Annotated in this window: 10 protein-coding genes; 8 read left to right on the plus strand and 2 right to left on the minus strand. The window is 69.3% G+C overall.

The genetic code is table 11. The features are described from left to right. Positions 1-5 precede the first annotated feature (5 nt). The 7 genes from kdpA (at position 6) to OG446_RS29235 (ending at position 9,340) form a co-directional block, all read left to right on the plus strand. Positions 6-1,670, plus strand: coding sequence for a potassium-transporting ATPase subunit KdpA (gene kdpA / locus OG446_RS29205; protein WP_328896798.1), 1,665 nt, complete (start codon positions 6-8; stop codon positions 1,668-1,670). Next, positions 1,667-3,793, plus strand: a complete 2,127-nt coding sequence (gene kdpB, locus OG446_RS29210; RefSeq protein ID WP_443050238.1) for a potassium-transporting ATPase subunit KdpB — start codon at positions 1,667-1,669, stop codon at positions 3,791-3,793. The genes kdpA and kdpB overlap by 4 nt, the downstream gene beginning before the upstream one ends. 6 nt (positions 3,794-3,799) lie before the next feature. Beyond that, positions 3,800-4,477, plus strand: coding sequence for a potassium-transporting ATPase subunit C (locus tag OG446_RS29215; protein WP_328896799.1), 678 nt, complete (start codon positions 3,800-3,802; stop codon positions 4,475-4,477). A gap of 287 nt (positions 4,478-4,764) precedes the next feature. Continuing rightward, positions 4,765-7,308: a sensor histidine kinase KdpD gene (locus tag OG446_RS29220; protein WP_328896800.1), complete on the plus strand. Its 2,544-nt coding sequence runs from the start codon at positions 4,765-4,767 to the stop codon at positions 7,306-7,308. 77 nt (positions 7,309-7,385) lie between these two features. Continuing rightward, the gene (locus OG446_RS29225; protein WP_328896801.1) at positions 7,386-8,078 is read left to right on the plus strand and encodes a response regulator; all 693 of its coding nucleotides are present in this window, start codon (positions 7,386-7,388) and stop codon (positions 8,076-8,078) included. A gap of 86 nt (positions 8,079-8,164) precedes the next feature. Continuing rightward, complete coding sequence (locus OG446_RS29230) at positions 8,165-8,581, plus strand: OB-fold nucleic acid binding domain-containing protein (protein ID WP_326657379.1); 417 nt, start codon at positions 8,165-8,167, stop codon at positions 8,579-8,581. Positions 8,582-8,584: 3 nt separating this feature from the next. Then, positions 8,585-9,340 carry a DUF3159 domain-containing protein gene (locus OG446_RS29235; RefSeq protein ID WP_328896802.1) on the plus strand — a complete coding sequence of 252 codons (756 nt, stop codon included), beginning with the start codon at positions 8,585-8,587 and terminating at the stop codon, positions 9,338-9,340. Between the two features lie 63 nt (positions 9,341-9,403). Here the strand turns inward: OG446_RS29235 and OG446_RS29240 are convergent, their stop codons facing one another. Further along, a complete protein-coding gene (locus OG446_RS29240; protein ID WP_328896803.1) occupies positions 9,404-10,081 on the minus strand; it encodes a potassium channel family protein in 678 nt (225 codons plus the stop codon). Next, entirely contained in the window at positions 10,081-10,749 is a 669-nt protein-coding gene (locus tag OG446_RS29245; protein ID WP_026242838.1) for a potassium channel family protein, read from the minus strand. Before OG446_RS29245 ends, OG446_RS29240 begins: the two co-directional genes overlap by 1 nt. 412 nt (positions 10,750-11,161) lie before the next feature. Between OG446_RS29245 and OG446_RS29250 the strand changes: the two genes are divergently transcribed. Further along, positions 11,162-13,210 (plus strand): APC family permease, encoded by a 2,049-nt coding sequence (locus tag OG446_RS29250; RefSeq protein WP_328896804.1) that lies wholly within the window; start codon positions 11,162-11,164, stop codon positions 13,208-13,210. Positions 13,211-13,298 lie beyond the last annotated feature (88 nt).

A 13,298-nucleotide genomic window follows, 5' to 3' on the forward strand; every position in this document is an offset into this window, starting at 1 on the left:
CCGATATGAGCCCCGTCCTCGCCGGCGTGCTCCAGGTCCTCGCGCTCGTCGTCGCGCTCGGCCTGGCGTACCGCCCGCTCGGTGACTACATGGCCGGCGTCTACTCCTCCCCGAAGCATCTGCGGGTGGAGAAGTGGATGTACAAGGCCATCGGCGCCAACCCGAACACGCAGATGCGCTGGCCCGCCTATCTGCGCGGTGTTCTCGCCTTCTCCGCCGTGAGCGTCCTCTTCCTGTATCTGATGCAGCGGCTCCAGGGCTCCCTGCCCGGTTCGCTCGGCTTCGCGTCGATCGACCCCGACCAGGCGTTCAACACGGCCGCCTCGTTCGTCGCCAACACCAACTGGCAGTCGTACTACGGCGAGCAGGCCATGGGCCACGTCGCGCAGACCGGCGGCCTCGCGGTGCAGAACTTCGTCTCGGCCGCCGTCGGCATCGCCGTCGCGGTGGCTCTCGTCCGGGGGTTCGCCGCCACCCGCAGCGGTGAACTCGGCAACTTCTGGGCCGACCTGGTGCGCGGCACCGTACGGATCCTGCTGCCGATCGCGGTGATCGGCGCGCTCGTACTGGTCGCCTGCGGGGCCATCCAGAACTTCTCCGGCATCCACGAGGTCGGGCAGTTCACGGGCGGTTCGCAGCAGTGGAACGGCGGCGCGGTCGCGTCCCAGGAGGTCATCAAGGAGCTGGGGACGAACGGCGGTGGCTACTTCAACGCCAACGCGGCCCACCCCTTCGAGAACCCCAATGGGCTCTCCAACCTCTTCGAGATCTTCCTGATCCTCGTCATTCCCTTCGCCCTGACGCGCACCTTCGGCCGCATGGTCGGTTCGCTCAAGCAGGGGTACGCGATCCTCGCCACCATGGGCGTCATCTGGCTCGGGTTCACCGCCCTGATGATGTGGACCGAATTCGCCCACCACGGGCCCGCGTTCGAGATCGCGGGCGGCGCGATGGAGGGCAAGGAGAACCGGTTCGGCGTCGGCGGCTCGTCCATCTTCGCGGTGGCCACCACGCTCACCTCGACCGGTGCGGTGAACTCGTTCCACTCCTCGTTCACCGGCCTCGGCGGCGGCATCACGATGCTCGGCATGCAGTTGGGCGAGATCGCCCCCGGTGGTACCGGGTCCGGTCTCTACGGGATGCTGATCATGGCGATCATCGCGGTGTTCATCGCCGGTCTGATGGTCGGCCGTACGCCGGAGTACCTGGGCAAGAAGATCGGCACCCGCGAGATCAAGCTCGCCGCCTGCTACATCCTCGTCACACCGGCCCTGGTGCTCTGCTTCACCGCCGTGGCAATGGCCCTGCCCACGCCGGGCAACTCGATGACCAACTCGGGCGCACACGGCTTCTCGGAGATCCTGTACGCCTACACCTCCGGCGCCAACAACAACGGTTCGGCGTTCGCCGGGCTCAACGCGGACACCCAGTGGTTCAACACCACGATCGGGCTCGCGATGCTGCTGGGCCGGTTCCTGCCCATGGTGTTCGTCCTGGCCCTGGCCGGCTCGCTCGCCGAGCAGCGGCCCGTACCGGCGACCGTCGGCACCCTGGGCACCCACAAACCGCTGTTCAGTGGACTGCTGGTCGCCACCATCATGATCATCGCCGGTCTGACCTACTTCCCGGCCCTTGCCCTGGGCCCGCTGGCCGAGGGGCTGGCGTCATGACCCTCCGTACGAAGCAAGAGGACACGATGTCCACGGCCACTCCGGCCCGAGCACCCCATCAGGACACTCCGGCCGGGTCCGCTCCCGAAGGGCGCGTCGGCGCCGGGCTGTTCGATCCCCGGATGCTGATCGCCTCCTTCCCCGACGCGATACGCAAGCTCGACCCACGGGTGATGGTCAAGTCGCCGGTGATGTTCGTGGTGCTGATCGGTTCGGTGCTGACCACGGTGCTCGCGGTGCTGGACCCGACCGACTGGTTCGGCTGGGCGATCGCCGTCTGGCTCTGGCTGACGACGGTCTTCGCCAACCTGGCGGAGGCGGTCGCCGAGGGCCGGGGCAAGGCCCAGGCCGACACCCTGCGCAAGGCCAAGACCGACACCGTCGCCCGCCGGGTCATCGGCACCGACGAGGAGCGGATCCCCGGCGCGGAACTGCGCATCGGTGATCTCGTGGTGTGCGAGGCGGGCGACATCATCCCGGGCGACGGGGACGTCGTCGAGGGCGTCGCGAGCGTCGACGAGTCCGCGATCACCGGCGAGTCCGCCCCGGTCATCCGGGAGTCCGGAGGCGACCGCAGCGCCGTCACCGGTGGTACGAAGGTGCTCTCCGACCGCATCGTCGTCAAGATCACCACCAAGCCGGGCGAGACGTTCATCGACCGGATGATCGCCCTGGTCGAGGGCGCGGCCCGGCAGAAGACACCCAACGAGATCGCGCTCAACATCCTGCTGGCGTCCCTCACCGTCGTGTTCCTGCTGGCCGTGGTCACGCTGCAGCCGTTCGCGATCTACGCCGGCAGCGAGCAGTCCATGATCGTGCTGGCCGCGCTGCTGGTCTGTCTGATCCCGACCACCATCGGCGCGCTGCTCTCCGCGATCGGCATCGCCGGCATGGACCGCCTCGTCCAGCGCAACGTGCTCGCCATGTCCGGGCGGGCCGTCGAGGCGGCGGGTGACGTCTCGACGCTGCTGCTCGACAAGACCGGCACCATCACCCTCGGCAACCGCCAGGCAGCAGAGTTCCTCCCCGTCGCGGGGGTGACGGAGGCCGAACTGGCGGACGCCGCCCAGCTCTCCTCGCTGGCCGACGAGACGCCCGAGGGCCGGTCCGTGGTGATCCTCGCCAAGGAGAAGTACGGCCTGCGCGAGCGTCACCAGGGCGAGCTCGCCCACGCGGAATGGGTGGCGTTCACCGCCCAGACCCGCATGTCGGGCGTGGACGTCGACGGACGCAAGGTCCGCAAGGGCGCGAGCGGATCGGTCGTCGCCTGGGTGAGGGAGCGGGGCGGCAGTGTCTCCCCGGACGCGCAGGCACTCACCGACCGCATCTCCGCGGCCGGCGGCACCCCGCTGCTGGTGGCCCGCCAGGACGCGGACGGGGCCCGGGTGCTGGGCGTCATCCACCTCAAGGACGTCGTCAAGGAGGGCATGCGGGAACGGTTCGACGAACTGCGCCGGATGGGCATCCGTACGGTCATGATCACCGGCGACAACCCGCTCACCGCGAAGGCCATCGCCCAGGAGGCGGGCGTCGACGACTTCCTCGCCGAGGCCACGCCCGAGGACAAGATGGCCCTCATCAAGCGGGAGCAGGCGGGCGGCAAGCTCGTCGCGATGACCGGCGACGGCACGAACGACGCCCCGGCGCTCGCCCAGGCCGATGTCGGCGTGGCCATGAACACCGGAACCTCGGCCGCCAAGGAGGCCGGGAACATGGTGGACCTGGACTCCAACCCGACCAAACTCATCGAGATCGTGGAGATCGGCAAACAGCTGCTGATCACCCGCGGCGCCCTCACCACGTTCTCCATCGCCAACGACGTCGCGAAGTACTTCGCGATCATTCCCGCGATGTTCGCCGTGGTCTATCCGGGCCTGGACAAGCTCAACATCATGGACCTGTCCTCACCGCGGTCCGCGATCCTGTCCGCCGTGATCTTCAACGCGCTGATCATCGTCGCGCTGGTCCCGCTCGCCCTGAAGGGCGTCCGCTACCGGCCCAGCGGCGCGGACTCGATGCTCCGGCGGAACCTCTGCGTGTACGGGCTCGGCGGGTTGATCGCCCCGTTCGCCGGCATCAAGATCATCGACCTGATCATCTCCCTCATCCCCGGAATCGGCTGACCTGCCATGAACAACTCCGTAGGAAACTCCGCCCGCCTGCTCTGGGCAGGCCTGCGCGCCCTGCTCGTCCTCACCCTGGTCTGCGGCGTCCTCTACCCCCTCGCCGTCACCGGCGTCGCCCAGGGACTCATGCCCGGACACGCCAACGGCTCCGAGGTCACGGCGAACGGCAAGGTCGTCGGCTCCGAACTCATCGGCCAGCGCTACGACCTCCCCGTCGAGAAGGGCCAGGAGACCGCGGCCCCGGACCTCAAGTGGTTCCAGCCCCGCCCGTCCAACGGCCTCGGCACCAACAGCGTCAACACCCGGTACTCCCTGATCCTCTCCGGCGCGACCAACCGCTCCGGCGACAACAAGGAACTCATCGACTGGGTCACCACCGCCAAGGCCGCCGTCGTCAGGGACAACTCCGTCCCCGGCCACCCGGTCAGCCCCTCCCAGGTCCCGGCCGACGCCGTCACCTCCTCCGCCTCCGGCCTCGACCCGGACATCTCCCCGGCCTACGCCGACCTCCAGGTCAACCGGGTCGCCGCACGCAACCACCTCGACACCGCACAGGTCCGCGAGCTCGTCGACCAGCACACCGAGGGCCGCATCCTCGGCTTCGTCGGCGAACCGCGCGTCAACGTCCTCCTGCTCAACATCGCACTGCGGGACCTCGTGAACGACACGGGAACGCGCTGACCGCACCGCGATGCCCGGGTCCGGCCCCGGCGGCCGGACCCGGGCATCAGAAGGCCGTTTGACGGACCCGGGCATCAGAATGCCGTCGACACGGCACGTCGACGGACCCGGGCATCGGCACGAACGAGGTCGACCGGGCCGGGGCATCAGAATTACGTCAAAACGGACCGCACCCGCAGTCCTCGCCCGATACGCCGGAAATCAACGGAGTAGTTTCGACAGTGGCTGCCGCATGGGCCGCCGCCGGTCTCGGTGAACAGAACCGGTTTCAGGAAGACAATGGGGCCATGGCGCGCGGCAAACTTCGGATCTACCTGGGTGCGGCACCCGGCGTCGGCAAGACGTACGCGATGCTCTCCGAGGCGCACCGCCGGGTGGAGCGCGGCACCGACTGTGTCGTCGGCTTCGTCGAGCACCACGACCGCCCGCGCACCGAGGTCATGCTGCACGGCCTGGAACAGGTCCGGCGCCGCGAGATCGAGTACCGCTCCGCCCTCTTCACGGAGATGGACGTCGAGGCAGTCCTGGAGCGCGCCCCGGCCGTCGCCCTGGTGGACGAACTCGCGCACACCAATGTGCCGGGCTCCCGCAACGCCAAGCGCTGGCAGGACGTCGAGGAACTCCTCCAGGCCGGCATCGACGTGGTGTCCACGGTCAACATCCAGCACCTGGAGTCACTCGGGGACGTCGTCGAGTCCATAACCGGCGTACGCCAGCGCGAGACCGTGCCCGACGAAGTGGTCCGCCGCGCCGACCAGCTCGAACTGGTCGACATGTCGCCCCAGGCCCTGCGCCGGCGGATGGCGCACGGCAACATCTACAAGCCGGACCGGATCGACGCCTCGCTCTCCAACTACTTCCGCCCCGGCAACCTCACCGCGCTGCGCGAGCTGGCCCTGCTCTGGGTCGCCGACCGGGTCGACGAGTACCTTCAGCAGTACCGCGGCGAGCACAACATCCGCACCACCTGGCAGGCCCGCGAACGCATCGTCGTCGGGCTCACCGGCGGTCCCGAGGGCCGCACCCTCATCCGCCGCGCGTCCCGGATGGCGGCCAAGGGCTCCGGCAGCGAGATCCTCGCCGTCTACATCGCCCGCAGCGACGGACTGACGTCGGCCTCGCCCAAGGAGCTGACCGTCCAGCGCACGCTCGTCGAGGACCTCGGCGGCACCTTCCACCACGTCATCGGCGACGACATACCCTCCGCGCTCCTCGAGTTCGCCCGGGGCGTCAACGCCACCCAGATCGTCCTCGGCTCCAGCCGCCGCAAGGCCTGGCAGTACATCTACGGTCCCGGGGTCGGCGCCACCGTCGCCCGTGAGTCCGGCACCGACCTCGACGTCCACATCGTCACCCACGACGAGGTCGCCAAGGGCCGCGGCCTCCCCATCGCCCGCGGCGCACGGCTCGGCCGGGCCCGCATCATCTGGGGCTGGCTCGTCGGCGTCGGCGGACCGGTGCTCCTCTCCCTGCTGCTCAAGGGCCTGGAGAACGGCCCCGGGCTCGCCAACGACGTCCTGCTCTTCCTCTTCCTGACCGTCGGCGCGGCCCTGCTCGGCGGGCTGCGCCCGGCCCTGGCGTCGGCCGCCGCGGGCTCGCTGCTGCTGAACTACTGGTTCACCCCGCCGACCCACACCCTGACCGTGCAGGACCCCGAGAACTTCGTCGCCATCGTGATCTTCTTCGCGGTGGCCGTCGCGGTGGCCTCCGTGGTGGACCTCGCGGCCCGCCGCACCCATCAGGCCGCCAGGCTGCGCGCCGAGTCCGAGATCCTCTCGTTCCTGGCCGGCAGCGTGCTGCGCGGCGAGACGACCCTGGCCGCGCTCCTGGACCGGGTCCGCGAGACCTTCGGGATGGAGTCCGTCGCCCTGCTGGAGCGGCAGAGCGACGTCGACCCGTGGACGTGCGCCGGCAGCGTCGGCCCGGCGCCGGTCGCCCGGCCCGAGGACGCCGATGTGGACATGCCCGTCGGCGACCACATGGCCCTGGCCCTCTCCGGCCGGGTGCTGCCCGCCGAGGACCGCCGGGTGCTCGGCGCCTTCGCCGCGCAGGCCGCCGTCGTCCTGGACCGTCAGCGACTGGTCGGTGAGGCGGAGGAGGCCCGCAGGCTCGCCGAGGGCAACCGGATCAGGACCGCACTGCTGGCCGCCGTCAGCCACGACCTGCGGACGCCCCTCGCAGCCATCAAGGCCGCCGTCAGCTCCCTGCGCTCCGACGACGTCGCCTGGTCCGACGACGACGAGGCCGAACTCCTCGAAGGCATCGAGAACGGCGCCGACCGCCTCGACCACCTCGTCGGCAACCTCCTCGACATGTCCCGTCTGCAGACCGGCACCGTCACCCCGCTGATCCGCGAGATCGACCTCGACGAGGTCGTGCCGATGGCCCTCGGCGGCGTCCCCGAGGACAGCGTCGAGCTGGACATCCCCGAGACGCTGCCCATGGTCGCCGTCGACCCGGGACTGCTGGAGCGGGCCGTCGCCAACATCGTCGAGAACGCCGTCAAGTACAGCCCCGACGGAGAACGCGTCACCGTGGCCGCCAGCGCGCTGGGCGCGAGGGTCGAGCTACGGGTGGCCGACGGCGGCCGGGGAGTCCCCGACGAGGCCAAGGAACGCATCTTCGAGCCCTTCCAGCGCTACGGCGACGCCCCGCGTGGCGCGGGAGTGGGCCTGGGCCTGGCGGTGGCCCGCGGCTTCGTCGAGTCCATGGGCGGCACGCTGGACGCCGAGGACACCCCCGGCGGAGGCCTCACCATGGTGCTGACCCTCCAGGCGGCCTCGGGATACGTTCCGGTCAGCCCCGACCTGCCCGCACGGGTCACCTCATGATCCGGGAAGACCTTCCCGGCCCGCCCACCGCTCAGACGTACAGCAGATCAGACGTACAGCAGAAAGGCAGGACCGCGATGACCCGGGTGCTTGTGGTCGACGACGAGCCGCAGATCGTACGCGCCCTCGTGATCAACCTGAAGGCGCGCAAGTACGAGGTGGACGCCGCGCCCGACGGGGCCACCGCGCTCCAGCTGGCCGCCGCGCGCCACCCCGACGTCGTCGTCCTCGACCTCGGACTGCCCGACATGGACGGTGTCGAGGTGATCAGGGGCCTGCGGGGCTGGACCCGGGTGCCGATCCTGGTGCTCTCGGCCCGGCACACCTCTGACGAGAAGGTCGAGGCACTGGACGCGGGGGCCGACGACTACGTCACCAAGCCGTTCGGCATGGACGAGCTGCTGGCCCGGCTGCGCGCCTCGGTGCGCCGTGCCGAGCCCGTCGGCCAGGACGGCGGCGACGAGGTCGTGCTCGTGGAGACCGAGGGCTTCACCGTGGACCTCGCCGCCAAGAAGGTCCACCGCGAGGGGCGAGACGTGCGGCTCACTCCCACCGAGTGGCACCTGCTGGAGGTCCTGGTCCGCAACAGCGGCCGGCTGGTCAGTCAGAAGCAGCTGCTCCAGGAGGTCTGGGGGCCCTCGTACGGCACCGAGACCAACTATCTGCGGGTCTACATGGCCCAGCTGAGGCGCAAGCTGGAGACCGACCCCTCGCACCCCCGCCACTTCGTCACCGAACCCGGGATGGGCTACCGCTTCGAGCGTGCCTGAGGACCCGCGACCGGGGTGCCGCGTCACCTGTTCGAGTGAGACGGCGGCCACCCTCCAGGACCTCCGGAGACCGGTACCCTTCGGGTATGAGTGCCGTACCTCGATTCGAGAAGTCCCAGAAGGCCGAGCGGCCGTCCGGGCGCTTCCGGCGCATGCTCGACCGGCTCTCCAGCTCCCAGGAGGACCTGGAGTGCGAGGAGCTGGAGGAGGACTCGCAGGCATCGGGGTGCACCCGGATCTCCGAGTGCACCGACCGCCAGATCGTGAAGGTCACTGGTACCTTGCGGACGGTCACCCTGCGACCGCGTGCCGGAGTGCCCGCCCTGGAGGCGGAGCTCTTCGACGGCACCGCGCCGCTCGACGTGGTCTGGCTCGGCCGCCGCTCCATCGTGGGCATAGAGCCGGGCCGCAAGCTCATCGCCTCCGGCCGCATCGCCATGAGCCACGGGCGCCGGGTGCTGTTCAACCCCAAATACGAACTCCGACCGCTCGGCAAGGAGTAGCCGGTGACGTCTCTCGACAAGCCGACGTCCGACACGGACCGCACCACAGACCAGCAGGAGGCCGACGCGAAGGCGGTCACCGAGGCCGCCCTCTTCGAGGCCTTCGGCGGCATCCGGGGCATGGTGGAGACGGTCCTGCCCGGACTGCTCTTCGTCACGATCTTCACCATCGACAAGAACCTCACGAACTCGGCCATCGCGGCCGTCGCGGTGTCGCTGGTGCTCGTGGCCGTCCGGCTGATCCGCAGGGACACCGTCAAGCACGCCTTCAGCGGTGTCTTCGGTGTGGCCTTCGGCGTCGTCTTCGCGAAGATGACCGGCAACGCCAAGGACTTCTACCTCCCGGGCATGATCTACACGCTTGGACTGGCCGTCGCCTACCTGGTCAGCACGCTCGCGGGTCTCCCGCTGATCGGACTGATCCTGGGCCCGGTGTTCAAGGAGAACCTCTCCTGGCGCACCCGGAACCCCGGCCGGAAGAAGGCCTACGCCAAGGCCAGCTACGCCTGGGGACTGATCCTGCTCGCCAAGTGCGCGATCCTCTTCCCGCTGTACTGGTGGGCCGACACCACCCAGTTCGGCTGGGTCCTGATCGCCCTGAAGATCCCGCCGTTCCTGCTGGCGGTCTACCTCACCTGGGTCTTCCTCGCCAAGGCGCCGCCGCCCATCGACGTCTTCGCCGAGATGGAGGCCGAGGAGCAGGCCGAGAAGGCCCGCAAGGCGGCCGCCGCGGAAGCGGCACGCGGCCAGGAATTCTGACGCTGAGCAAAGAAGAGGGGCCCGTTACCGCCACCGGCGGTAACGGGCCCCTCTTCTCGTGTCTCAGCTCTCCGGGTCGCCCTGGCGCACCGACAGCAGGTCCTCCAGCTGCTCCTCGCGTGCCTGGGCGGCGACGAACAGCAGCTCGTCCCCGGCCTCCAGGGTCTCCTCCGTGCTCGGCGTCAGCACGCGCTGCCCGCGGATGATCGTGACCAGCGAGGTGTCCTCCGGCCAGGCGACCGCCCCGACCTGCGTGCCCGCCAGCGCCGACTCCGGCGGCAGCGTCAGCTCGACCAGGTTCGCGTCACCGTGGCTGAAGCGCAGTAGCCGGACGAGATCGCCGACACTCACCGCCTCCTCGACCAGGGCCGACATCAGACGCGGCGTGGAGACCGCCACGTCGACGCCCCAGGACTCGTTGAACAGCCACTCGTTCTTCGGGTTGTTCACCCGGGCGACGACGCGCGGCACGCCGTACTCCGTCTTGGCGAGCAGCGAGACGACCAGGTTCACCTTGTCGTCACCCGTCGCCGCGATCACGACGTTGCACCGCTGCAGCGCCGCCTCGTCCAGCGAGGTGATCTCGCAGGCGTCCGCCAGCAGCCACTCGGCCATCGGCACCCGCTCCACCGAGATGGCGGTCGGCGCCTTGTCGACGAGCAGCACCTCGTGCCCGTTCTCCAGCAGCTCGGCCGCGATGGAACGTCCCACCGCGCCGGCCCCGGCAATCGCGACACGCATCAGTGACCGCCCTCCTCGGGGCCCTCGGCGAAGGCCGCCTCGACCTTCGCGATCTCGTCCGTACGCATCATCACGTGGACGAGGTCGCCCTCCTGCAGCACCGTCTGCGACGACGGCAGTATGGCTTCGCCCAACCGGGTGAGGAAGGCCACGCGCACGCCCGTCTCCTCCTGGAGGGTGCTGATCTTGTGGCCGATCCAGGACGGAGTGGTGTGCACCTCGGCGAGCTGCACACCGCCGCTCGGATCCCGCCACAGCGGCTCCGCGCCCGAAGGCAGCAGCCGGCGCAGCATCTGGTCCGCGGTCCAGCGCACGGTGGCGACCGTGGGAATGCCGAGGCGCTGGTACACCTCGGCACGCCGGGGGTCGTAGATCCGGGCCGCGACGTTCTCGATGCCGAACATCTCGCGCGCCACGCGGGCCGCGATGATGTTGGAGTTGTCGCCGCTGCTCACCGCGGCGAACGCGCCGGCTTCCTCGATCCCCGCCTCGCGGAGGGTGTCCTGGTCGAACCCGACCCCCGTGACGCGACGGCCGCCGAAGCCGGAGCCGAGGCGCCGGAACGCCGTGGGGTCCTGGTCGATGACGGCGACCGTGTGCCCCTGCTGCTCCAGGGTCTGCGCGAGAGCGGCTCCCACTCGCCCGCAGCCCATGATGACGATGTGCACCTTGCGCCTACCTCGCAGTCCTGGTCGTCCGGCTGACCTGCGAAAACACCCTGCTCACACTCATTCCTCGGCTGGCCGGGCAAACAATGGGGCAACGGTTCGTCCCGTTGCCCAGGATTGAGCTTAAGCGGCGGCGGGTGCGTTGCCTCATTCGAGTGTGCTCATCCCGGGGGCACTGTGGCAAAGCCGACGTTCCCCGAAGTGTTCGGACGGACTTCCGACGCGCGTTCGGGAGATGTTCGAGGGGGGCGGTCGAAAGTGCTTCGAATGCGCTCCGAGAGGGCTTTCGAGTGGGCGCGGTGCAAGGATTCCGTTAAGGATTCCGCGGCCATTCCGTCCGAGTGCAGGAGATTGCGGGGCCACGGGGGTGGTGCGTGGGTCGCTCCCATACGGAACCCTTACGATCCTCAGCGTGTCCAAACTGACCGACGTGCCCAAACGGATCCTGATCGGACGGGCCCTGCGCAGCGACAAGCTGGGGGAGACGCTCCTCCCCAAGCGCATCGCCCTTCCCGTCTTCGCATCCGACCCGCTGTCCTCGGTGGCGTACGCACCCGGAGAAGTCCTCCTGGTGCTCTCCATCGCGGGCGTGTCGGCGTACCACTTCAGCCCGTGGATCGCGGTCGCCGTCGTGGTCCTGATGTTCACCGTCGTCGCCTCCTACCGGCAGAACGTGCACGCGTACCCGAGTGGTGGCGGCGACTACGAGGTCGCCAACACCAACCTCGGCCCGAAGGCCGGACTGACCGTGGCCAGCGCCCTGCTGGTCGACTACGTCCTGACCGTCGCCGTGTCCATCTCCTCCGGGGTGGAGAACCTCGGCTCCGCGATCCCGTTCGTCGTCGAGCACAAGACGACGTGCGCCATCGCCGCCATCGTGCTGCTGACCGTGATGAACCTGCGCGGCGTCAAGGAGTCCGGCAAACTCTTCGCCATCCCCACCTACCTCTTCGTGGCCGGCGTCTTCATCATGATCGCGTGGGGTGCCTTCCGCGGACTGGTCCTCGGCGACACCATGCACGCCCCGACCTCCGACTACACGATCAAGGCCGAGCACGGGGGCCTGGCGGGCTTCGCCCTGGTCTTCCTGCTCCTGCGGGCGTTCTCCTCCGGCTGTGCGGCCCTCACCGGTGTCGAGGCCATCAGTAACGGCGTCCCCGCCTTCCGGAAGCCCAAGAGCAAGAACGCCGCCACCACCCTCGCGATGATGGGCCTGCTGGCCGTCACCATGTTCTGCGGCATCATCGGGCTGGCCATGGCCACCGACGTGAAGATGGCCGAGAACCCGGCGAAGGACCTGATCAACAACGGCACCCCGGTCGGCTCGTCCTTCGTCCAGGACCCGGTGATCTCCCAGGTCGCGGCCGCGGTCTTCGGCGACGGCACGTTCTTCTTCGTCATCCTCGCCGCGGCCACCGCCCTCGTCCTCTTCCTGGCCGCCAACACCGCGTACAACGGCTTCCCGCTGCTCGGCTCGATCCTGGCCCAGGACCGCTACCTGCCCCGCCAGCTGCACACCCGCGGTGACCGGCTCGCCTTCTCCAACGGCATCGTGCTGCTGGCCGGCGCGGCGATCCTGCTGGTCTGGATCTACGGGGCCGACTCGACCCGGCTGATCCAGCTCTACATCGTCGGCGTGTTCGTCTCCTTCACCCTCAGCCAGACCGGCATGGTCCGGCACTGGAACCGGCACCTGCGCACCGAGAAGGACCCGCTCAAGCGGCGTCACATGATCCGCTCCCGCGCGATCAACACCTTCGGGGCCTTCTTCACCGGCCTGGTGCTCGTGGTCGTCCTCGCCACCAAGTTCACCCACGGCGCCTGGGTCGCGCTGCTCGGCATGGTGATCTTCTACGGCACGATGACCGCGATCCGTAAGCACTACGACCGGGTCGCCGCGGAGATCGCCGCCGACGAGACGCCGTCCGACGAGACCGTCCGCCCCTCCCGGGTCCACTCGATCGTCCTGGTCTCCAAGCTGCACCGCCCGACCCTGCGCGCCCTCGCGTACGCGAAGCTGATCCGCACGGACCACCTGGAGGCGCTCTCCATCAGCGTCGACCCGGCCGAGACGAAGGCGCTCAAGGAGGACTGGGAGCGGCGCGGCATCAACGTCCCGCTGAAGATCCTCGACTCGCCGTACCGCGAGGTGACCCGCCCGGTCATCGAGTACGTCAAGGGCCTGCGCCGGGAGAGCCCGCGCGACGTCGTGAGCGTCTACATCCCGGAGTACGTCGTCGGCCACTGGTACGAGCACCTGCTCCACAACCAGAGCGCCCTCAGGCTCAAGGGCCGGCTGCTCTTCACCCCGGGTGTGATGGTCACCTCCGTCCCGTACCAGCTGGAGTCCTCCGAAGCGGCCAAGAAGCGGGCCCGCAAGCGCGCGGACTGGAACGCCCCCGGCTCGGTGCGGCGCGGCCCCGTGGAGCGCAGGCACAAGGATCCGACGAACAAGAGCTGACGCTCCGTAGCGGCACCTGGTAAGCGGCCGGACGGCACCCACGTAGACTCGTAGGTTGTTGTCCGGCCGTTCGCCGTCCTCCCTTGAT

The sequence above is a fragment of the Streptomyces sp. NBC_00236 genome, assembly GCF_036195045.1.
Lineage (GTDB): Bacteria > Actinomycetota > Actinomycetes > Streptomycetales > Streptomycetaceae > Streptomyces.

Bases quoted from the DNA above. Each gene is read 5' to 3' on its own strand.
- kdpA (WP_328896798.1), top strand. From the start codon at position 6: ATGAGCCCCGTCCTCGCCGGCGTGCTCCAGGTCCTCGCGCTCGTCGTC.
- kdpB (WP_443050238.1), top strand. From the start codon at position 1,667: ATGACCCTCCGTACGAAGCAAGAGGACACGATGTCCACGGCCACTCCG.
- OG446_RS29215 (WP_328896799.1), top strand. From the start codon at position 3,800: ATGAACAACTCCGTAGGAAACTCCGCCCGCCTGCTCTGGGCAGGCCTG.
- OG446_RS29220 (WP_328896800.1), top strand. From the start codon at position 4,765: ATGGCGCGCGGCAAACTTCGGATCTACCTGGGTGCGGCACCCGGCGTC.
- OG446_RS29225 (WP_328896801.1), top strand. From the start codon at position 7,386: ATGACCCGGGTGCTTGTGGTCGACGACGAGCCGCAGATCGTACGCGCC.
- OG446_RS29230 (WP_326657379.1), top strand. From the start codon at position 8,165: ATGAGTGCCGTACCTCGATTCGAGAAGTCCCAGAAGGCCGAGCGGCCG.
- OG446_RS29240 (WP_328896803.1), bottom strand. From the start codon at position 10,081: ATGCGTGTCGCGATTGCCGGGGCCGGCGCGGTGGGACGTTCCATCGCG.